Source organism: Paraburkholderia solisilvae, assembly GCF_902859875.1.
In the GTDB taxonomy this organism is placed as follows: domain Bacteria; phylum Pseudomonadota; class Gammaproteobacteria; order Burkholderiales; family Burkholderiaceae; genus Paraburkholderia; species Paraburkholderia solisilvae.
The window spans coordinates 25,032-44,520 of the sequence record NZ_CADIKF010000002.1 but is presented as its reverse complement, the minus strand read 5'-3'; the positions used below and the strand labels follow the sequence as shown (position 1 = coordinate 44,520).

General features: G+C 62.1%; 17 protein-coding genes. 12 read left to right on the top strand and 5 right to left on the bottom strand.

The window, feature by feature from the left end:
- Window positions 1-279: 279 nt before the first annotated feature.
- Window positions 280-1,047, top strand: a complete 768-nt coding sequence (locus HV675_RS01650) for an aspartyl/asparaginyl beta-hydroxylase domain-containing protein (RefSeq protein WP_175109011.1) — start codon at window positions 280-282, stop codon at window positions 1,045-1,047.
- 508 nt (window positions 1,048-1,555) lie between these two features.
- Here HV675_RS01650 and HV675_RS01645 read toward each other — a convergent pair.
- The gene (locus tag HV675_RS01645) at window positions 1,556-2,521 is read right to left on the bottom strand and encodes a GlxA family transcriptional regulator (RefSeq protein WP_175109010.1); all 966 of its coding nucleotides are present in this window, start codon (window positions 2,519-2,521) and stop codon (window positions 1,556-1,558) included.
- A 99-nt stretch (window positions 2,522-2,620) separates the two neighbouring features.
- Here HV675_RS01645 and HV675_RS01640 point away from each other — a divergent pair, with 99 nt between their 5' ends.
- The 5 genes from HV675_RS01640 to HV675_RS01620 all read left to right on the top strand — a co-directional run bounded on the left by HV675_RS01640 (window position 2,621) and on the right by HV675_RS01620 (window position 8,140).
- Window positions 2,621-3,811, top strand: coding sequence for an MFS transporter (locus HV675_RS01640; RefSeq protein WP_175109009.1), 1,191 nt, complete (start codon window positions 2,621-2,623; stop codon window positions 3,809-3,811).
- A 254-nt stretch (window positions 3,812-4,065) separates the two neighbouring features.
- On the top strand, window positions 4,066-4,974 hold the full coding sequence (locus HV675_RS01635; RefSeq protein ID WP_175109008.1) for a LysR substrate-binding domain-containing protein: 909 nt from the start codon (window positions 4,066-4,068) through the stop codon (window positions 4,972-4,974).
- A gap of 194 nt (window positions 4,975-5,168) precedes the next feature.
- Window positions 5,169-5,954 (top strand): SDR family oxidoreductase, encoded by a 786-nt coding sequence (locus HV675_RS01630; protein WP_175109007.1) that lies wholly within the window; start codon window positions 5,169-5,171, stop codon window positions 5,952-5,954.
- A gap of 23 nt (window positions 5,955-5,977) precedes the next feature.
- Window positions 5,978-6,712: a ribonuclease activity regulator RraA gene (locus tag HV675_RS01625; RefSeq protein WP_175109006.1), complete on the top strand. Its 735-nt coding sequence runs from the start codon at window positions 5,978-5,980 to the stop codon at window positions 6,710-6,712.
- 135 nt (window positions 6,713-6,847) lie between these two features.
- Window positions 6,848-8,140, top strand: coding sequence for an MFS transporter (locus tag HV675_RS01620; protein ID WP_217478008.1), 1,293 nt, complete (start codon window positions 6,848-6,850; stop codon window positions 8,138-8,140).
- An 84-nt stretch (window positions 8,141-8,224) separates the two neighbouring features.
- Here HV675_RS01620 and HV675_RS01615 read toward each other — a convergent pair whose 3' ends face one another.
- Window positions 8,225-8,545, bottom strand: a complete 321-nt coding sequence (locus HV675_RS01615; protein WP_175109004.1) for an ArsR/SmtB family transcription factor — start codon at window positions 8,543-8,545, stop codon at window positions 8,225-8,227.
- A gap of 4 nt (window positions 8,546-8,549) precedes the next feature.
- Entirely contained in the window at window positions 8,550-10,358 is a 1,809-nt protein-coding gene (gene ilvB / locus HV675_RS01610) for a biosynthetic-type acetolactate synthase large subunit (protein WP_246270053.1), read from the bottom strand.
- Between the two features lie 775 nt (window positions 10,359-11,133).
- Here ilvB and HV675_RS01605 point away from each other — a divergent pair.
- Together HV675_RS01605 and mug are read left to right on the top strand one after the other, a co-directional pair.
- A complete protein-coding gene (locus tag HV675_RS01605) occupies window positions 11,134-12,168 on the top strand; it encodes a GlxA family transcriptional regulator (protein ID WP_175109206.1) in 1,035 nt (344 codons plus the stop codon).
- 62 nt (window positions 12,169-12,230) lie between these two features.
- Complete coding sequence (mug, locus tag HV675_RS01600) at window positions 12,231-12,773, top strand: G/U mismatch-specific DNA glycosylase (RefSeq protein ID WP_175109205.1); 543 nt, start codon at window positions 12,231-12,233, stop codon at window positions 12,771-12,773.
- Here the strand turns inward: mug and HV675_RS01595 are convergent.
- Together HV675_RS01595 and HV675_RS01590 are read right to left on the bottom strand one after the other, a co-directional pair.
- A complete protein-coding gene (locus tag HV675_RS01595; RefSeq protein WP_175109002.1) occupies window positions 12,756-13,766 on the bottom strand; it encodes a LysR family transcriptional regulator in 1,011 nt (336 codons plus the stop codon). The two genes, mug and HV675_RS01595, sit on opposite strands and share 18 nt — an antisense overlap.
- A 23-nt stretch (window positions 13,767-13,789) precedes the next feature.
- Window positions 13,790-14,095 (bottom strand): hypothetical protein, encoded by a 306-nt coding sequence (locus HV675_RS01590; protein ID WP_175109001.1) that lies wholly within the window; start codon window positions 14,093-14,095, stop codon window positions 13,790-13,792.
- Between HV675_RS01590 and HV675_RS01585 the strand changes: the two genes are divergently transcribed.
- The 4 genes from HV675_RS01585 (at window position 14,094) to HV675_RS01570 (ending at window position 19,272) form a co-directional block, all read left to right on the top strand.
- Complete coding sequence (locus HV675_RS01585) at window positions 14,094-14,765, top strand: antibiotic biosynthesis monooxygenase family protein (RefSeq protein WP_175109000.1); 672 nt, start codon at window positions 14,094-14,096, stop codon at window positions 14,763-14,765. The genes HV675_RS01590 and HV675_RS01585 overlap by 2 nt on opposite strands.
- Window positions 14,766-15,006: 241 nt before the next feature.
- Window positions 15,007-16,635 carry an MFS transporter gene (locus tag HV675_RS01580; protein ID WP_377700700.1) on the top strand — a complete coding sequence of 543 codons (1,629 nt, stop codon included), beginning with the start codon at window positions 15,007-15,009 and terminating at the stop codon, window positions 16,633-16,635.
- 61 nt (window positions 16,636-16,696) lie between these two features.
- Window positions 16,697-17,737 (top strand): HlyD family secretion protein, encoded by a 1,041-nt coding sequence (locus HV675_RS01575; RefSeq protein ID WP_246270052.1) that lies wholly within the window; start codon window positions 16,697-16,699, stop codon window positions 17,735-17,737.
- Window positions 17,734-19,272 carry an efflux transporter outer membrane subunit gene (locus tag HV675_RS01570; protein WP_175108998.1) on the top strand — a complete coding sequence of 513 codons (1,539 nt, stop codon included), beginning with the start codon at window positions 17,734-17,736 and terminating at the stop codon, window positions 19,270-19,272. The genes HV675_RS01575 and HV675_RS01570 overlap by 4 nt, the downstream gene beginning before the upstream one ends.
- Window positions 19,273-19,489 lie beyond the last annotated feature (217 nt).

The window sequence follows — 19,489 nt, the reverse complement described above, 5'->3', positions numbered from 1 at the left end:
CGAAACGTCGCTCATTACGCGACAATCTGTCTGGATCGGCTGCGACGCGAGTTCGCCATGTATTGCGAACCGAAAGCCGCACAAGCGAATTCTAACAATTCCGTTGAAGTTTGCTTTCGATTTTAATTGAATTCGCAAATGATAAAAATGCATGCGTGAGAGGAACATCGCGCCTGCTTTGCATGCCTTATAAGGGGTGACGGACGAATTCGCCCTTGCACCAGCCGCTGTTTGATTCGGGAGCCGCGCCCATTGCATGCGGGCCGGCGTGGAGAACCAATGAACATTCCTGAGAGCACCCGTAAGTTGTCACTCTATGACGGCCTCGCCAATGCGCTTCGCGCATGGTTCGATCGCCGGATTTCCGGCAATGCGATTCTCGAGAGCGCCCGTCTGTTTCCGGATGCTCAACTTTTCCAGGCAAACTGGCAGGCGATTCGCGACGAAGCATTCGGCGTGACGCGGCATATCGAACATATCCCGCGTTTTCATGAATTGATGGCCAGCCAGGCGTCCATTTCCGCGAATGATGCACGCGACTGGCGCATGTTCATCATGCGCGCGTATGGCGTGACGATTGATCCGAATCTCGCGCAGTGCCCGACGGTGGCGTCGGTGCTCGCGCAGGCGCCCGACGTATTGTCCGCGTCGTTTTCCATTCTCGGACCGGGCAAGCATGTGCCCGAGCATCGCGGGCCGTTCCGCGGCATTCTGCGTGGCTATCTGGTGCTGGTCATGCCGCGCGGCGGCGACGGCAAGCCGGCTGCCGTACTGAAGATCGACCGGCGCGAGTACCGGCTCGAAGAAGGGCAATTTCTTCTCTGGGACGACACCTTCGAACATGCGGTGTGGAACGACAGCGACGAGAACCGCGTCGTGCTGTTGCTGGATATCAAGCGCCGCGATATGCCATTCGATATGCGCTTCGTGTCCGGTGTGATCGTGCGGGCGGTGCGCCTGTGGATTCGGCTGTCGCGTTCGCGCCGGATCTGGAGCCGCCCGTTTCCTGCGCGCGACGTTGCCGATGACCGGTTGAGCCGCGGGTGATGCAACGGCGCGGGTGATGCGACGCCGCTGGAGATACGCCGCTGCGATGAGCGACGGCATGTTCGCCGCTCGTAAAAGCGTGGCAAAACGCGTGATCGGAGCGTTCTTCAACTGCTCGCGAGGCGCTTAGTCCGTGCCGACCCAGCAGTTGAGGTGCGCAGCGGTTCGGCGCGAAACCTTCAAGGTGAGAAGATTCGGGAGCCGAACCTGCTTTATCCCTCCGTCATCGCCATTCGTCGTGCGGACTCGCCGCGCGAATCGATCACGAGAGCGTGACTGAGACGACTCATGACGCGATGACCTCATGACGGGCGACCGTTGTCATGGCACGCGGAACAGCGGGGTTCGCCTTGCGCCGCGCGATTCGCCGCCCGCATCGGCAACCTGCTCTTTCAACTCATCCGCTGCGGCATATGCGCATTGAACGGTAGTGCCGCGCGTTCGTCTCCCGTTTTCTCTCACCTTTACCCGCCTAACGCTGCCGATCGCTTTCCAACTGAGCGACCCATCAACGCAAGTCGGCGCGAAGGTCGCGCACACCGCGTCCCAGACGCTGGCGCAAAAGCGTTCGCAATGTCGCACCGTCGGCATAACCGACTTCGGCCGCGATCGCCTCGAGATCGAGGCCGCTGCCGTGAAGCAGCGATTGCGCGCGTTCGACGCGCAGGTCCTGGAAATAGGCAAGCGGCGATTTGCCGAGCACATCCTGGCAACGGCGTTGCAATGAACGCGCGCTGGTCGCCAGCGCGCCGGCCGCCTCCTGCAGCGAGAACCCTGCCTTCAGATGCGTACGCGCCCACTGTTCGAAGCGCTGGATAAGCGGATCGGCCTGCGCCAGATGATTCGGGATGATGTACGGCGCCTGCGACGTGCGAATATCCGCCAGCAGATAGCGCGAAACGAGAGAGGCCAGCTCCGGGCTGGCCTTGCGAATCAGCCAGAGCGCGAGGTCGAGATGCCCCATCGCCGCGCCGGCCGTCACACCTGTATCCGACGGCACGAGCATGCGCGATTCGTTGAGCCGCACGCGCGGGTAACGCTGCCGGAAGAGCGGCGCCAGCGACCAGTTCGTCGTCGCGTCCCGCTCGTCGAGAAGCCCCGTCTCCGCAAGCAGGAAGGTGCCGATACACGACGCGCCGATCAGTGCGCCTTCCGCGTGCCATTTCAGCAGTTGCGTCCTGGCCTGAATCACATCGGTTCGCGCTAGCGACTCGATCAGCAGTTCGGGTGTGATCGTGCTCAACGCCGGCACGAATACCCAGTCCGGTTTCAAATCCGGCGTGACTGCCTGCACCGGCACGATCAGCCCGTGGCGCGTGCGGACCCGCTTGCGCATGCCGACGATCGACACCTCGAAGCGCGGTGTTCCGCCCAGTTCCCGGGCCGCGAGACCGTTCGCGGCCGAGAAGGCGTCGAGCGCGACGGTGAGCCCGGTATCGAAGAGTCCGTCGAGAGCGAGGATCGAAATGCGCATGGCGTAAATGACCGTAAAGTTGTCGTTTGCGACTATATCAGGTTGACGGGACCGGCGGCTACACTGACCTCCAATTGACCAACGTACCGGCACCTGATCATGGATCGACGACTTCTTGTTTTATCCCTTGGCATGTTCGCGCTCGGCACCGACAGCTTTGTGGTCGCCGGTGTGCTGCCGGAAATCGCGCGCAGTTTCGACGTAAGCATCGGCGCCGCAGGGCAAATGACGACGGCTTATGCTGTGACGTACGCGTTGCTCGCGCCGGTGATCGCCGCGCTGGCCGCGGGAATGCCGCGCAAGCATTTGCTGCTGGCCGGCCTTGCGGTCTTCGTGTTGGCGAACCTGGGGACGGCGTTCGCGCCGACCTTCGGCATCGCGCTGGCGACGCGAGCGATCGCGGGACTCGGCGCGGCCATGTTCTCTCCGACGGCAACCAGCGCGGCGTCGATGATCGTGCCGCCAGAGCGCAGAGGCTTTGCGCTCGCCGTGGTGGTGGCAGGCATGACGGTGTCCACCGCGCTCGGCTCACCCACCGGCACGATCATCGGCGGCCTCGGCAACTGGCATTGGACAATGCTATTCGTTGCGGCGCTGGCCGCCATATCGGGCGTCGGTGTTTTGACACTGCTGTCCGATATCCCGATGCCGCCGTCCGTGACGCTGGCCAAGCGCGTCGCGCCGCTGGCCGACGCACGTATCGGTCTGACGCTCGCGGCAACCTTGCTGTTCTTCAGCGGCGCATTCACGCTCTATACGTATTTCGCCGTGGTTTTCGATCGCGCGATCGGCGGCAGTTCAGCCTGGTTCGGCGCATTGCTCGTGCTATGGGGTGCTGCGGGAACGGTCTCGAATCTTCTGGCGGGGCGATTGATCGACAAAATCGGCGCGCACAAAGTGCTTGTCGCGATGCTGGTGTGTGTGATGGCCGATTTCGTTTTCGTGCCGTGGACGGGGGCGAGTCTCTGGACGGCGGTTCCGGCCGTGATCGTTTGGGGGGCGTGCGGCTGGGGCGTTCTCGTGCCTCAGCAATATCGCATCGTGACGATTGCGCCGGCCATCGCGCCGATTGTGATCGGACTGAACAATTCCGCAATTTTCTTCGGCGCCACGGCGGCCGGCGTGATCGGCGCCGCAGGCATTCGCGTGTTTGGCGCTCACGCGTTGGGCTATGTCGCGGCGGCGTGGGTTGCGGGCGCGCTGTCGATGTCCGTTCTGGCGGCTCGCGAGATTCGTCGTGTATCGGCACTGGTGGCCGCGCGAAGCACGAACGAAGCGCGAGTGCCTTGACTCATGGGCTCACACCCGGTCGGTGATTGAAGCGTTATAAGCGTGATACGCCGCATTCACCGCCGCTTTCCAGCGCGGCCCGCCAACCCATCGAACCTCGCGCATTCCGCCGTCAGATCGCCGCCGCGGCCGTTGATGCACGGCGACGCGGAGAGCAACGGATTGCCTGAGCCTACGTCGCCGCGCGCAAGAAAGTACAATCGTCGCCGGTACTATTCAATTTGCAGGGACAAGCCCATGCGTCTCCAGGCATCATGATCCGTTATCTCCGCACTTTTGTCGTGGCGGCCGAAGCCGAATCATTCTCGGCCGCCGGCAATCGGCTCGGGCTCACGCAGTCCGCGGTCAGCACTCAGATAAGACGGCTGGAAGACGAGCTGGGCTTCGCGCTGTTCGATCGCAAGGCCAAGTCGGTGACGCTGTGCGAAGAGGGCCGGCATGCGCTCGAACAGGCGGCGCAGATTCTCGATCTGTTCGATGGCATGAAACGGCAGCGCGGATTTCCGGATCGCGGTGGGCTGAATATCGGCGCCATTTCGACCGTGCAGGCGAGCTTTCTGCCGAAGGCGCTGCAGCAGTTCAGACGAGTGCAGCCGGCGGCGTCGATCAATATCGCGCCAGGCGTGTCGGCCGAACTGCTCGCGAAAGTCGACTCGCATGAGCTCGATATGGCCGTGATGATCAAGCCGCGCCTCGGGTTGCCGCCGGACCTCAAATGGATTCCGCTGATCAGCGAGCATTATGTCGGTATCGCGCCGAAAGGCGCGCCAACCGATCTCCCCGAATTGTTGCGTACGCATCCATTCATTCGCTACGACCGCCGCTCGCCCGGCGGGCAGCTGGTCGACCGCTATCTGAAGCAACACGGACTGTCGACGATGGACACGATGGAGCTCGACGAACCTTCTGTCATCCTGAATATGGTCAGCGAAGGACTCGGCTGCTCGATCATCCCCGGCGACCTCGTCCCGGTGAAGCAGACCCGCGGCATCAGCGTGCTTGGATTGCCCGGCGGCCCGCTGGTGCGCGAAATCGGCATTCTCGCGAGGCTTGCGGTACTCGATCGTCCGTCCGCGCAAACGCTGGTCGACAGCCTCGCCGCGCAAGCATCGAAAATCAGCGGGCAAACGAAGCGGCGCGCGGCGCGCGCTTCGCACCTGTAGCACTTCGCACATCAGGCGAGCCGGTATCGCGAAAGCCGGTTCGATCAAAATTTCTTAGGCTAAGGCCCGTAAATTTCCGTTTTACACGGAAATTCAACCGTTCCTATACTGGTTTCCCACTTCGATCGCGACGCGGCCCTCACCGGAGACGAGGTCCGTGCAGGCGTCCGGTCGATCGTCTATGTGAGGATCCGGTGGATTTGCAATTGAACGATAAAGTGGCGCTCGTACTCGGCGCCGGTGGTGGTCTGGGCGGAGCGATCGCTCGCGCGCTGGCCGCGGAAGGTGTGCGCGTCGCGGTCGCCGACGTCGATCTCGCCGCAGCGGACAACACCACTCACGCAATACAGAAAGCAGGCGGCCGCGCGCTGTCCATTCAATGGGATCTCGCCGACATCGCAAGTATCGATGCGCGTGTCGGCAAGATCGAAAGCGAATTCGGCCACGTCGATATTCTCGTGAACAACACCGGCGGACCCCCGCCGACGCCGGCGCACGGACAGGATGCGGCGCTCTGGCGCAAGCATTTCGACAGCATGGTGCTGTCCGTTATCGCGATCACCGACCGCGTATTGCCGGGCATGCGCAGCCGCGGTTTCGGCCGGATCATCACGAGCACGTCGTCGGGTGTGGTCGCGCCGATTGCGAATCTCGGCTTGTCCAACGCGTTGCGGCTGTCGCTCGTCGGCTGGTCGAAGACGCTCGCGAAAGAAGTGGGCCGCGACGGTGTGACGTGCAACATCGTATTGCCTGGCCGCATCGCGACGGACCGTATCCGTTTCCTCGACGAAGCGAAGGCGAAGCGCGAAGGGCGCCCGGTCGAAGACGTCGCAGCCGAAAGCACGGCGTCGATCCCGGTGGGCCGTTACGGCGAGCCGCGTGAATATGCGGACGCCGTGACCTTCCTCGCGAGTGCGCGCGCGTCGTACATCACCGGCTCGACGATCCGCATCGACGGCGGGCTGATCGCCAGCGTTTAACTTTTCTCTCGGATACCGAACCTATGACTACCGAATTCCAGCCGCTCGACGCGCGTGTGGTCGCCGCGCTTTCGGGCATTTCGACCGCGACACTGACCACGGTGCTGCTCAAGCATGGCCTGCGCAATGTATGGCTGCGCGGTACGCGCCCGATTGCGCCGGGCCAGCCGCGCATCGTCGGCCGCGCGTTTACGTTGCGTTTTGTGCCGGCGCGCGAAGACCTCGCGACGCCTGCCTCGTGGGGTTCGCCTATCTCCACGCGCGCCGCGATCGAAGCGATGCCCGAGGGCTGCATCGCGGTGGTCGACGCGATGGGTGTGACCGATGCCGGCATCTTCGGCGACATTCTCTGCGCGCGGATCAAGAAGCGCGGCGTGGCCGGGCTCGTCACGGACGGCGTCGTGCGCGACCTCGCGGGCGTGCTGGGCACGAAGCTGCCCGTATGGTGCCAGGGCACCGCGGCGCCGCCTTCGGTCGCGAGCCTGACCTTCGTCGGGTGGCAGGAGCCGATCGCGTGCGGCGGCGTCGCGGTGTTCCCGAACGACCTGATCGTGATCGATCAGGATGGCGCGGTCGTGGTCCCCGCCGCGATGGTCGACGAGGTGGTGGCCGCTTCGGTCGAACAGGAGCAACTCGAAGGCTGGATCATGAACGAAGTGGAGGGCGGCGCGCCGCTGCCGGGCCTCTATCCGCCGAACGAGGCCAACAAGGCCCGCTACGCTGAATGGGCGAACAAGAAACGCGGCTCGACAGACTAGTCGTAACGGACCGCATCGCCATAACCGAACACGAAGCGATGTTTGGGGGAGACAGGAATGACGCAGGATGTACGCGGAAACGCGGGCGGGTACGCGCCCGTGCGCGCGGAGGGACGGCCGCACGCCGTCGTCGATATGAACATGCGCCAGCGTGTATGGGGCATCTTCAGCGGCTCGATCGGTAACCTGATCGAGTATTACGACTGGTTCGTCTACGTCGGGCTGGAGATCTACTTCTCGAGAGAGTTTTTTCCGGCCGGCGACGAGACCGTGTCGCTGCTGAGAACCGCCGCGGTGTTTGCGATCGGCTTTCTGGCCCGGCCGGTCGGCGGATGGGTGCTCGGCATCTACGCGGACCGTCGCGGCCGCCGCGCGGCGCTGTTGCTATCGGTTTCGATGATGTGCTTCGGCTCGCTGATGATCGGCCTGACACCGGGCTATCAGACGATCGGCATTGCAGCGCCGGTGATTCTGCTGGTCGCGCGTATTCTGCAGGGCTTGAGCATCGGCGGCGAAGGCGGCAGCGCTGCGGCGTATCTGAGCGAAACCGCGCCGAAAGGGCAGCGCGGGTTCTATTCGAGCTTCCTGTATACGACTATTTCGCTCGGCCAATTGCTGGCGATGGGAACGCTGGTGCTGATGCAGCAGTTCTTCCTCACGCAGGCGCAATTGCAGAGTTGGGGCTGGCGCATTCCGTTCCTGATCGGCGCATTGATCTCCCTGGTCGGCATTCTGCTGCGGCGGAACATGAAGGAAACCGAATCGTTCGAAAAGCACGCGAAGGGTGTGAAAGGCGCAAAGGGCGCTAGAAAGGTCAGCGCGATTCGTGAAGCGCTGCGCCACAAGAAGGCGTGCTGGATGGTGTTCGGCCTGACGCTCGGCGGTTCGGTCGGGAACTATGCGTATGCCGCCTATATGCAGAAGTTTCTCGTGAACAGCGCTGGCATGGCCAAAAGCACCGCGAGCCTGATTTCGGTGCTGTCGCTAATCGGTTTCACCGTCTTGCAGCCAGTGTACGGCGCGTTATCGGACCGGATCGGACGCCGTCCGTTGCTGCTGACCTTCGGCGTGTTGGGAACGTTTGGCACCGTGCCGCTCTTCACCTTCCTGAAGGGCACGCAGAGTCCTTGGGTCGCGTTTGTCGTGGTGATGGCGGCGCTTGCGGTGGTGGCGATGTATTCGTCGGTCAGCACGATCACGAAAGCCGAGCTGTTTCCGGTCGAAGTGCGCACGTTCGGGCTGGCGGTGCCGTATGCGATCAGTGTGTCGGTGTTTAGCGGAACCGTCGAGTACATCGCGCTGTGGACGAAGAAGAGCGGACACGAAAACTGGTTCTTCTGGTACGTGTCGGCGTGTATTTGCGCTTCGCTGATCTGCTACCTGTGGATGCCGGAGACGAAAAAGACTTCGTTGATCGACCGGGATTGAGATCGGGCGGGCAGCGGCATGACGGTACTACGACGCCGCGTGGCGCTGTCGTGCCGCGTCCGCTGACCCGCCAGCGCAACGACGCTAAAACCGGCTGTCGATCTTCGCGATATCGCCACACAGCCGCTCCGCAAATTCACGGATCGCGCTTTCGTTACGCGATAAAAATACCCACTGTCCGATCTTTTGCGCTTTGATCAGGCCCGCGCGTTCGAGCTGAGACAGATGGGCCGACACCGTGGACTGCGACAAGCCGCTTCTCGCGCGGAGCATGCCCACTGAAACCCCTTGAATAGGAGAAGGCTCAACCTCGCAAAAGTGCGTGGCCGGATCGGCCAGCCACTGCAGCACCTGTCTGCGAAAGGGGTGAGCCAACGCCCGCATGGCAGCGTCGAAATCGATCATCTGACTAGAACATGTCCGCAGCCTGCCGGCGCTCGGCGCCCTTCGCTTGCGCGTCCTGCGCAGACCGCGCAGCAATGAACGGCCCGGTGACCATCTCCGCATAGCTCTGCCCGGGCCCGACCATCGGAAACACATCGGCGTTCTGATCGATCATCACTTCAAGGAACGCGGGCCCTTCGAATTCGACGAAGGCCCTAAGGTTGTCTTCGAGCTTGTCGATTCTGTCTACGCGACGGGCAAATTCAAAGCCATCGGCCCTGGCAGCCATCACGAAGTTCTTGCTATGGAGGGCCTTGTCGCTCACGCACAGACGCCCTTCATAGAAATGGCGTTGCCATTGCCGGATCATCCCGTCGCCGAGATTGTTGAGCAGCAGCACCTTGATGGGCACACCATAGGTGGTTGCCGTCTCCAGTTCACCGATATTCATCCGGATGCTGCCGTCGCCGTCGATGTCGATCACAAGCGCATCCGGCCGGCCCAGCTGGGCGCCGATAGCGGCGGGCAGCCCGAACCCCATCGTCCCCATACTGCCCGAGGTGAGGAAGCTGCGAGGTTCGACGAAATCGAAAAACTGTGCCGCCCACATCTGATGTTGCCCGACGCCCGTGCAGAGGATGGCCCGTCCCCCGGTAATCTCGTCGAGCATTTCGATGACGAACTGCGGCTGAATCAACGGGTTGTTCCGGTCGTAGTTCATGCCGTAGTCGCGCTTTAACGCCTGCACCTGGTCGAGCCACAGCGATGGCGCTTGCGCTTGCGCGACGGAACCTTTCTCCATCAACGACAGCAACGTGTCCCTCGCATCGCCCACATGACTCCAGTGTGTGCGTTTGACCTTGTTGATCTCCGCCTCGTCGATGTCGATGTGCGCGACATGACGCGCACCGGGCGCAAATGCTTCCGGGCGGCCGCCGGCCACCCGATCGTCGAATCGGGCACCCACTGCAATCAGGAAGTCGCAATCTTCTACCGCATAGTTCGCGCAGGCGGCGCCGTGCATGCCCAGCATGCCGAGCTGCAATTCATGTTTCGCGGGCATGGCGCCGAGCCCCATCAGCGTGGTCACAACGGGAATCCTGTAGCGCTGCGCGAACTGACGCAGTTCGGCCGATGCGCCGGCCGCGATCACGCCGCCGCCGACGTACAGCAGCGGTCGCTCGCTTTGCGCAAGCAGGCTGAAGAATTCGTCGCGTTTGTGCGCGTCGAGACGCGCACCTTGCGCCACCATTCGAAGGCGATCCGAATAGCCGCGAAACTGCAAGGTCCCGTGTCCTTTGAACGGGCCACGCCAGTTCTGGATGTCTTTCGGCACGTCCACGACAACCGGGCCGGGGCGGCCGGTCCGCGCGATTTCGAATGCGCTTCTCAGTGTTTGTTCGAGCTTCGCCGGGTCGGTGACCAGAAAGACCTGCTTCGCGCACGCCGACATGATGTTGAAGACGGGCGCTTCCTGGAAAGCATCGGAGCCGATCGCGGCGCGCGGCACCTGTCCGCACAGCAGGACGACGGGAATCGAATCACCGTTGCAGTCGGCGATGGGCGTGACCGCGTTCGTGGTTCCTGGGCCCGACGTCACCATAAACACGCCCACTTTTCCGCTGGCGCGCGCGTAGCCGGCAGCCATGAAGCCCGCGGCCTGTTCATTGGCCGGCACAACGAGCTTGATCTGGCGTTCGGGATTTTGCTCATGCATTTCGTTGAAACGAAACACGGCGTCATACGTCGGCAGGATCGCGCCGCCGCTGTATCCGAAGACGGTGTCGACGCCCTGTTCGCTCAGTACGCGCAGGATGATGTCGGCACCGGACATCCATTCGCCGGCGTCAGACGAATCACACAAAGCGGAGGACGTGAGGTTCGGGTCTTGGGTCACAACTGGCTCTCGAATGGAAACGGCTGCCTGCATGCCGGCAGCCAGATAAACGGCGGTTTCCCTTTCAACTCGAGAACAGCGTATGTTCGGCACCAGCTCATGGACGATGGCTTCGGCGGGTTCTCCGCATCGCTCGGTCCATCCAGCACCTGGTAGATGTGCTTCTGGAAGAATTGTGAGGGCGCTACTAAGTACTAACTATTCTGCCAACTATTGCAGCGATATGTGCCTCCTCGTGAGGGATTCACAGGCCAAAATGCACCGTATTCCGGCCATTACTGCCAGGCCGGGCCGCATCGCACCCGTGTCGACCGCGCGCGGCATGCCGTTCCAGGCAGCCACGACTGAGACGGCGGACGGCGCGACGCTTGCCTTGCGCTGTCCGGAGTTCGACTGACTTGAAGCCAGGTGTAAAAGGCGGGCGCACACGGGAAGCGAGCGCCTCGTGCGATACACGGCCATTCAATACGCGATCTGGGCCGCGTCGCGCCCGCGACATGCTCGCGTGCCCCATGATTCGGGAACGTGGCCGGCTGAGCGCCGCTCGGACTCCAACTTGTTACACCGACGCAAGAGTAAGTTAACGGAAAGGGTGTCCTCGTTATGCAGCCGTTCAGGTAATCTGGGTCATCGCTCGTTACCGCCACTGTCGCGATGAATGGTCGAGCCGCGACAGCAACGGGAGCATGCCGGATTGGATGAGGGGCACATGATGAAAGTCGCCATTGTGGTATTCGATGGTGTGCAGGCGCTAGATCTTGCAGGCCCCATGGATGTATTCGCCGAAGCCAATACCTTCCTTCCTGAGCACCTGAAATACGAGGTCTTTCTTGTCAGAGGGCAGGGCGGCCCCGTCACCTGCTCGAACGGCATGCAGCTATCCATACCGTTGTGCTACGCGGATTTCGACGTTCAAGCCGACCTGCTCCTCATTGCGGGCGGGCCGCGTTTGCCCGATTACCAGCCGCGCAGCGAGTTTCTGAACTGGTTGAAAAATCAGGCGCGCGGCGCCGGCCGTTTCGGCTCCGTTTGCAACGGGGCGTTCGTGCTTGCCCACGCAGGTCTGCTCGACGGCAAGGAAGTGACCACGCACTGGGCCGATGCAGCGCGCCTCGCTGACGAATTTCCGCAAGCACATGTGCAGCCCGACCGGATCTTTATGCGCGACGGACGCCTCTTTACGTCGGCGGGTGTGACCACAGGCATCGATCTGTGCCTGTCGCTCGTGGCCGAAGACTGGGGGCACGAGATAGCGGTGCGGGTCGCGAAACGTCTGGTTGTATATATCCAGAGAGAGGGCGGGCAGTCGCAATACAGCCCGTACATCGGTATACGCAAAGGCGATGATCCGATCATCAGCAAGGTGCATCGATACGTGACCGAGCACATTGCCGATGCGCTGTCGATCGAACAGATTGCGAAGGCGGTTTCAGTCAGCCGGCGCACGTTCTCGCGGCTGTTCGAGAAATATGCGAAGGTGACACCGTCTGCGTTTGTCGAGCAGGTTCGCGTGGATGCGGCGAGAAAACTGCTTGAAGAGACCGATGCCCCGCTCAAGACCGTCGCATTCAAATGCGGCTTCCACAGCGCGACGCATATGCGGATCACTTTTGTACGGCGGCTCAACGTTACGCCGAAGCAATACCGCCAACGGTTCCATGGCGGCGCGACGAACCAGCCGCATTGGACTTATCAGCGCGCCGAAGCGCAGGTCCAGACCGACGACATGGAAGAAGAAATGGCCTAGCATGCGCGTACACCCGATGTTTCGCCATGCCGCACCTTTTGCTCAAGGAATCGACACCCTCGATGACCTGCTCCGATTCACTTCAATGTCTGCCGGATATTCTGGCGCCCGGCTTATCGGTCGTGTTTTGCGGCATCAATCCGGGCATGCTGGCGGCGTCGACCGGTCGCCACTTTGCGGGCAGAGGCAACCGGTTCTGGCGGGTCATGCATCTGGCGGGCTTTACGCCTGAACTGCTTCGCCCCGAAGACGATCATGCGTTGCTGCAATACGGTTGTGGGTTGACAACAGCCGCACCACGCGCAACGTCACGGGCCGCCGACCTGTCCCGCCTGGAGTTCAAAGCAGCGGCGTCCGATTTCGAGCGGAAGATCGAACGCTATGCGCCAATGTACGTGGCGTTCCTTGGGAAGATGGCGCTTGCGGCGATGTCCGGTAAGCGCGACATCGAATGGGGCCTACAGGCCGCGCCGTTCGGCGGCTCGCGTGCGTGGGTATTGCCGAACCCCAGCGGCTTGAACCGCGCATTCAGTCTCGATGCGCTCGTGAACGCGTATCGCGAACTTCATAGGGCGGCGTTTACGCGTTCAGCTGTTGCGTGCTGAGACGCTGGTCGGCCTCTTTGCCCGCCTCGCGACCTTGCGTTCGGCCGGAACGGGTGTTGGGCCGATCGCGTCAGTTATCGCCGCGTTGTCCCCGTATTGAAGATGCACATTGCCGCGCAACGTCCCGGTGACGAATTCGACGAAGGTTCGGACCTTGCCGCTTGCGCCGCGCCGCTCCACATGCAGCAGATTCACGGGAGTCGATTCCGGCTCGAACGCGCTCAGCACAGGCTGCAGCGTGCCTGCATGCGCTTCGGGAGCGGCCTGATACGAGAACAATTGCGTGATGCCGATGCGCTCGACCGCGGCCGTCACGGCCACCGGCGCCAGATTGACGATCATCCGCGGTTGAAGGCGGACCGGCAGCCTCAAGCCGTTCTCATAGAACTCCCATTCGAACGGATTGCTCACTCCTGTGAAGGACACGCAGTGATGGTTTATCAGCTCCCGGGGATGCACGGGTTCTCCGTGCTCCGCGAGATAGGCGGGGGCGGCGTACGTTCGGCGCCGGACAAAGCCCAAAGGCACGGCGAATATCGACGAATCGCCGAGATGGCCGATACGAATCGCGATATCCACGCCTTCCTCCAGCAGCCGCGTGGTGCGATCGTCGTACACTGCATTGACGTTCACGTCCGGATAGCGGCGTGCATAGGCATTGACGAGCGGCGCGATAAATCGTTGCCCGAACAGTACTGGGGCCGATATCGTCAGTGTGCCGACGGGGTTGTCGCGATCAACCGCGATATTCGCTTCGGCGTCCGTAATCGTATCCAGCACCTTGCGGCACGTATCGAGATAGGACAAGCCTGCTTCCGTGGGACGGATCGAGCGGGTCGTGCGCGTCAGCAATGGCGTGCCGAGACGGGCTTCGAGCGAAGTGAGCGCCCGTGAGACCGCAGGCGCCGACATGCCAAGTTTCTCCGATGCCCCGGTGAAACTGCCCCGATCGACGATGGCTACGAACACTTCCATCTCGCGTAATCTGTCCATCTCGCTTCACCCTTCCCATGCCTTTATCGGCAACCACGATCGCGATTAACAGCATCGCTTGGCGCGATTGTAAGCGCGCTGAATGCGTGTCGATGGCGCGTCGCTCCGGTTGGCCCAAACAAGATCACGAATGGCCGACGATCGACCTTTCCCGAGAGCACCTCGGCCATGTATCGACTAGTTGCGTTGGCAAATTTCGCGCATTGATTGACCCGTTTTGCAGCCTGCTTTTGCTTCAGGAAATGCTGTCTATCCCGGACAATAAAGCAACCCACTTGAGGTGCGATGTCCGGTATCAGCATCCCTAACCAGAAGAAGGAATCGATCATGTTTGCCGCCATGCTTGAAGTCAATCCGTTTGCCGATCAATTCGATGCCTATCTCGGCATGGCGAAGATGCTGCGCCCGGAGCTCGAAGCGGTCGATGGCTTTATCGACAATACGCGCTATGCAAGTCTGACACGCGACGGATGGCTGCTCTCGCTGTCGAGCTGGCGCGATGAGAAGTCGCTCGTGCGCTGGCGCGTTTCAACGAAACACCACAAGGTGCAGCAGGCAGCGCGTGATCGCGTCTTTGCGGACTATCGCCTGCGCATCGGCCAGGTCGTTACGGATACACAGGTGCCGGCGGGGCACACGTTGCTCGAGCAACGTCTCGATGTGACCGAAACCGGCGTCGGCACAGCGGTCGCGCTGTTCGATGGAAAGCGTGCGTCTGACTGGGTCAAACAGGCCGGCGCGGGTTCGGTCGCGCGCTCGCTTGGGCTCGATCTGGCGGCGCAAGGCCTCGTCGCATGGGACGCGTTCGATGCGTTGCTGACGCCCGGCGACGTGATCGTGGTGGCGACGTGGCGCGATCAGGCGGCGGCCGAAGCGTTTGCGCGCAATACGACGCTGCCGGACGGCGTGCGTCTGCGACATATCCGCGTTGTCCGCGAGTATGGAATGTTTGACCGCCGCGAGGCGCCGCAGCACTTCGAGGAAAAGCAACCTGGCTAGCGCCTAAGGCGTTAGACCACCCGTTTGGCGATGCCGGCTCAAAAGCGGCATGTGCAGAGCGCGGTCGAGCCGTCTCAGGCCCAACATTGGCGTTGGCCAGATTACAGAATGAATTGGCCAGAAACAGGGCGAGTGACAGCTTCGATAACTTCGGAATCCTCTTTTAGAATTTTCGGCTTATCACGTAGCGGCGAAACGCTTGATCTGAGCGAACCGTTAAACACGAGTGCCAGCGCAATTTATGAACACCGACACCGCGAACCCTTGGACAACCGGAATGCAGGAGCAGACGGTCGAGCCACTATCGTCGTCGGCTGCCGCACGGCAAGCGGAGACTGCCGTTCAGCAACCGTCCGCTCAGGCGGGGTTGTCGCTGCCTGTTGCGATCGGCCTGATCGGGATGCTGCTTGCGTCGCTATCGGCGATCCTCAACCAGCAGGTCACCGGGCAGGCGATGACGGATATTCGCGGCGCGCTGTCGATCGGGCATGACGACGGCACATGGCTCACCGTGCTGTTCGAGGCGGCTAATGTCGCCGTGATGGTGTTTGCGCCATGGTTCGGTGTGACGTTCACGCTGAAGCGATTCGCTATCGGAGCGATGCTGGCCACGATGGTGTTCGGCCTTCTTTGCCCGCTTGCACCGACTCTGCCGGCGCTTTATACGTTGCGCGTGTTGCAGGGGCTATCCGGCGGATGCCTTCCGCCGATGTTGATTATCGTGGCGCTGCGTTACCTCCCGCCGAAAATCAAGTTATACGGACTCGCCGGCTATGCGCTCACGGCGACTTTCGGACCGGCGCTCGGCACACCGCTCGTCGCGTTATGGACCGAGTATGTCAGCTGGCGAATGGCGTTCTGGCAAATCGTGCCGCTCGGCATCGTGAGTTGCGTCGCGATCCACATTGGGCTTCCGCAAGACTCCCTCAAGATCGAACGGTTCCGTTCATTCAACTGGACCGGGTTCATCACGGGCTTTCCTGCTATCGCGATGCTCGTGGTCGGCTTTCTTCAGGGCGATCGCCTCGACTGGCTGAATTCCGGGTTCGTCTGCGTGATGCTTTATGGCGGGACGCTGCTGCTCGTGGCGTTCCTGATCAACGAGTGGCATCACCCGCTGCCGTTTTTCAACCTGCGGCTGCTTTCACGCAGGAATTTCGCGCACGGACTTCTGACACTGGCAGGCGCGGTCGTGCTGTTGACCGGCGTTGCGGTCATACCGGCCCAGTATCTCGCGAACGTTCACAGTTACAGGCCGCTGCAAACCACGCCGCTGGCGTTGCTGGTCGCGATTCCGCTGCTGATCGCGCTTCCTTTGACGGCCGCCGTGCTGAATATCCGGCGCGTGGACTACCGGTGGGTGCTCGCGTTTGGACTCGCGCTGATGGCCGCCACCTGTTTCATGGGTAGCTTCGTTACGTCCGATTGGGTACGCGAGAACTTCTACTGGCTTCAGTCGTTGCAGATCATCGCGCAGCCGATGGTGATCGTCTGCATTCTGATGGGCGTCACAACGGGCTTGCCACCTACGGAAGGCCCGTTTGCTTCGGCGATGTTCAACTCGCTCAAGACTTTTTCCGCGGCGGCCGCCACGGGGCTGATCGAGAGTGTCGGCACGGCCCGCGAGCATTTCCATTCGAGCATGCTCGTGGACCGGCTCGGCAACACGATGCTGGTGACGAGTCAAAGCGGCGACGCGTCGCATGGCTTTGGCGAACTCGCGCACCGGATCCACCTGCAAGCCGTGGTGCTGACATCAGCCGATCTCTATCGGCTGATGGCGGGTATCGCGCTTGTTCTTCTTGTCCTTGTTCCGGTCTTGCCCGTGCGTATCTATCCGCCATGGAGCACGGCACCTTCTTCACGCTGAGCGACGATATATGTCACCTGTCATCAAATTCCCTCATAAAGCGATTGGCGTTGCCGTATGTATGGCCGTCATCGGTGTCGCCGCAGGCGGGGGCACGTCGCTGCTTGCCGGATCGGATACGGAGTCTACGAACGACGCGTACGTAGCAGCCGATTTCACGCTCGTGGCGCCGCGCGTTGCCGGCCAGATTTCGGAAGTGCTGGCGCAAGACAATCAGCGTGTGAAGGCCGGACAACCGCTCGTCCGTATCGATGACCGCGACTTCCGCGCCGCGTTGATGAGTGCGCAGGCGGACGTGGCCGCGGCCCGAGCATCGGTCGCGAACTACGACGCCGAGATGGCGCGGCAGCCTTCGCTGGTCGATCAGGCCCGTGCGACGCTGCGTGCCGACGATGCGTCGATTGCATTTGCGCGCGAGAACGCGGCGCGCTACCAGAACCTGTCGAATGCCGGCGCGGGAACGACGCAGGAACAGCAGCATGCGTCGAGCACGCTGGCCGAGCAGCTCGCGCGTCAGTCGCACGACCAGGCTGCATTGCTTGCGACGCAGCAGGACCTCGACGTTTTGCGCACCCAGCGCGACAAGGCGGCCGGTGCGTTGGCGCGCGCCGAAGCGGCGCTCGAACAGGCGAGACTCAATCTTTCCTATACGGAGATTCGCGCGCCGATCGACGGCAAGGTGGGCAGACGTTCTGCGCGAGTCGGTGCATTCGTCACGCCCGGCGCGCCGGTGCTCGCGATCGTGCCGCTCGCGGATGCCTATGTGGTCGCGAACTTCCAGGAGAACCAGCTGACGAGAATGCGGCCGGGCGAAAGCGCGCGCCTCAAGATCGACAGCATGCCGGGCGTGGTGATTCAAGGCCATGTCGATAGTCTTGCGCCTGCTACCGGTCTGAGCTTCGCACCGATCGCGCCCGACAATGCGACGGGCAACTTCACGAAGGTCGTCCAGCGCGTGCCTGTGAAGATTACCCTCGACCCGGGGCAGGAAATTGCGGCCGAATTGAGCGCGGGACTGTCCGTCGAAGCGGAAGTGGCGGTTGACCGGCGTGGCGACGCGGTGGTGGTCGAAGAAGCAGACAAAAAAGCAGGCAAAAAATGAACGCGCGCGCATTCTCCATCCGCACGCCGGCATGTGCGGCACTGCTGTGCGCCGCGTTGGCAGGCTGTATGGTCGGACCGAACTTCGACCATCCGCAGACAGCTACACCGGACGTGTTTGACCGTACGCAATCTGCGCAAGCATCGAGCAAGGCCGTTGAATCCCGGTTCAATCCGGATTGGTGGACGCTTCTTGACGACCCGATGCTGAATGCGCTGGAACAGGAACTGGCCGGCGCGAATCTCGACGTGGCTGCCGCATCGGCGCGTCTGCGACAAAGCCGGGCGGGGCAGCGTATTGCAGGCGCCGCGGAATATCCGACGCTCGATGCCGCCGCATCGTATAACCGTGAGCGCGGCAGTCCAAACGGCATCCTGTCGCTGCTCGGCGTGAATCCGAACGGAAGTCCGTTGCAATCGGCGTCGGGCAGCGCGCCGCTCGGCGTGGCGCCGTTGCCTGGCTCCAAAGGTTCGCCGGCGTACGACCTTTACCAGTTCGGCTTCGATGCGTCGTGGGAGCTCGACATCTGGGGTGGGGCGCGGCGTGGCGTCGAGGCTGCGACGGCGCTTACCGAAGCGTCATATGAAGACCGCAATGCGGTGTTGCTGTCGGCGCGCGCGGAGCTCGCGCGAAATTACATCGAACTGCGTGATACGCAGGCGCTGCTGCGGATAGCGAAGCAAAACCTCGAGATTGCACGCGACGCGACGAAGCTCACGGAAGTGCGCGTGCACGAAGGCGTCACGACCGATCTCGACGTCGCCAACGCGTCCGCGCAAGCGGAGTCGATCGAAAGTCTGATTCCTACGCTTGAAGCACGTTCCGACACCACGATCAACGCGATCGGCGTGTTGCTGGCAAAGGAACCCGGCGCGCTCGAGGAGCGGCTCGGCGAGCCGCGTGATGTTCCGGGTCTCCCGGCGCAGGTGCCGATCGGTTTCCCGTCGGAACTTGCGCAGCGCCGGCCCGATATCAGAAGAGCAGACGCGCAGTTGCATGCGGCGACCGCCGCGATCGGCATGGCGAAAGCGGATTTCTACCCGCGTATCTCGCTGAACGGCAGCGCGGGGTTCCAGAGTCTTCAGCTATCGAACCTTGCGGATTGGGCGTCGGGCCAGTTCGTGGTCGGACCGTCGATTACGTTGCCGATATTCGAGGGCGGGCGTCTGAAGGGAACGTTGCAACTGCGCGAGGCACAACAGCAGGAGGCCGCGATCCTCTACAAGCGCACGGTTCTTCAGGCCTGGCGCGAAGTGGACGATGCACTGATTGTGTACAACGCGGAGCAACGGCGGCGCGATCGGCTCAAAGCGGTGGTGAGCCTGAACCTGCGCGCGCTGTCGGTTGCGCAGCAACGATACAAGGCGGGCGCGCTCGATTACCTCGACGTACTGAACGTGCAGAGGCAGTTGCTCAAGGCGCAGAGCGATCTGGAACAGAGCGAGGCCGATGCCGACGTCAATCTGATCACGCTATGCAAGGTGCTCGGTGGTGGATGGGAATCAACGTATGCGCAAGGGGATGTTCCTCATTGAAGCGACGTGGGGTATTCCTGGGTATTCGATTTTTCAGGCGCTGTGAACATGCGTTTGCGGCACGTTGTTTCTGGAGACCATCATGAAGTTTTTCGTTCCTGCCAGCCAGTAGCCATACATCGCCGAGCTGGAGCCCTGGCGCTGCGTGAGCAAGGCCCACCTACACCTTTCGCTGCGGTCTGAATGTTGGCTTGCCCACATTGCAGCGCGCTTTGCG

Bases quoted from the DNA above. Each gene is read 5' to 3' on its own strand.
- HV675_RS01570 (WP_175108998.1), top strand. From the start codon at position 17,734: ATGAACGCGCGCGCATTCTCCATCCGCACGCCGGCATGTGCGGCACTG.
- HV675_RS01615 (WP_175109004.1), bottom strand. From the start codon at position 8,545: ATGATCGATTTCGACGCTGCCATGCGGGCGTTGGCTCACCCCTTTCGC.
- mug (WP_175109205.1), top strand. From the start codon at position 12,231: ATGACCTGCTCCGATTCACTTCAATGTCTGCCGGATATTCTGGCGCCC.
- HV675_RS01625 (WP_175109006.1), top strand. From the start codon at position 5,978: ATGACTACCGAATTCCAGCCGCTCGACGCGCGTGTGGTCGCCGCGCTT.
- HV675_RS01590 (WP_175109001.1), bottom strand. From the start codon at position 14,095: ATGATCGATTCCTTCTTCTGGTTAGGGATGCTGATACCGGACATCGCA.
- HV675_RS01635 (WP_175109008.1), top strand. From the start codon at position 4,066: ATGATCCGTTATCTCCGCACTTTTGTCGTGGCGGCCGAAGCCGAATCA.
- HV675_RS01640 (WP_175109009.1), top strand. From the start codon at position 2,621: ATGGATCGACGACTTCTTGTTTTATCCCTTGGCATGTTCGCGCTCGGC.
- HV675_RS01620 (WP_217478008.1), top strand. From the start codon at position 6,848: ATGAACATGCGCCAGCGTGTATGGGGCATCTTCAGCGGCTCGATCGGT.
- HV675_RS01575 (WP_246270052.1), top strand. From the start codon at position 16,697: ATGGCCGTCATCGGTGTCGCCGCAGGCGGGGGCACGTCGCTGCTTGCC.
- HV675_RS01645 (WP_175109010.1), bottom strand. From the start codon at position 2,521: ATGCGCATTTCGATCCTCGCTCTCGACGGACTCTTCGATACCGGGCTC.
- HV675_RS01650 (WP_175109011.1), top strand. From the start codon at position 280: ATGAACATTCCTGAGAGCACCCGTAAGTTGTCACTCTATGACGGCCTC.
- HV675_RS01580 (WP_377700700.1), top strand. From the start codon at position 15,007: ATGAACACCGACACCGCGAACCCTTGGACAACCGGAATGCAGGAGCAG.
- HV675_RS01605 (WP_175109206.1), top strand. From the start codon at position 11,134: ATGAAAGTCGCCATTGTGGTATTCGATGGTGTGCAGGCGCTAGATCTT.
- ilvB (WP_246270053.1), bottom strand. From the start codon at position 10,358: ATGTCCGGTGCCGACATCATCCTGCGCGTACTGAGCGAACAGGGCGTC.
- HV675_RS01595 (WP_175109002.1), bottom strand. From the start codon at position 13,766: ATGGACAGATTACGCGAGATGGAAGTGTTCGTAGCCATCGTCGATCGG.
- HV675_RS01585 (WP_175109000.1), top strand. From the start codon at position 14,094: ATGTTTGCCGCCATGCTTGAAGTCAATCCGTTTGCCGATCAATTCGAT.